The organism is Escherichia sp. KCJ4928 (assembly GCF_004352695.1).
In the GTDB taxonomy this organism is placed as follows: domain Bacteria; phylum Pseudomonadota; class Gammaproteobacteria; order Enterobacterales; family Enterobacteriaceae; genus ECMA0423.
Genome location: NZ_SJWV01000818.1, coordinates 1 through 255, shown reverse-complemented (window position 1 = coordinate 255; position 255 = coordinate 1). Strand labels below are relative to the sequence as shown.

At 56.5% G+C, this 255-nt stretch carries 1 pseudogene; it reads right to left on the bottom strand.

Going from position 1 to position 255, the window contains the following annotated elements:
• A pseudogene (locus tag E0D98_RS28365) lies at positions 1 to 225 on the bottom strand (hypothetical protein); the annotation flags it as partial.
• Between the last annotated feature and the right edge of the window lie 30 nt (positions 226 to 255).

Sequence of the window (255 nt, the reverse complement as noted above, 5' to 3'; positions counted from 1 at the left end):
AGAGATAACAGGAGAAACCAGAACAGAGCACAGGCAAGCGCAATAGCAGCATCGCCCTGCCATAAACGAAACGCCACACCCAGCATCAGGAATGTGAGGGTGAAGGGACGGGGAAGACGGCAGGAGGTTGACCGGCAGGCCAATGCCGCCGGTCTTTCCTTCCGGCATCACAATAAACGGTCGGCTGTCTGTCATATCACTGATGCGCCGGATGAAGTCAGTCACTGTCGCGCCCGCAGTATTGGTGTACGATGC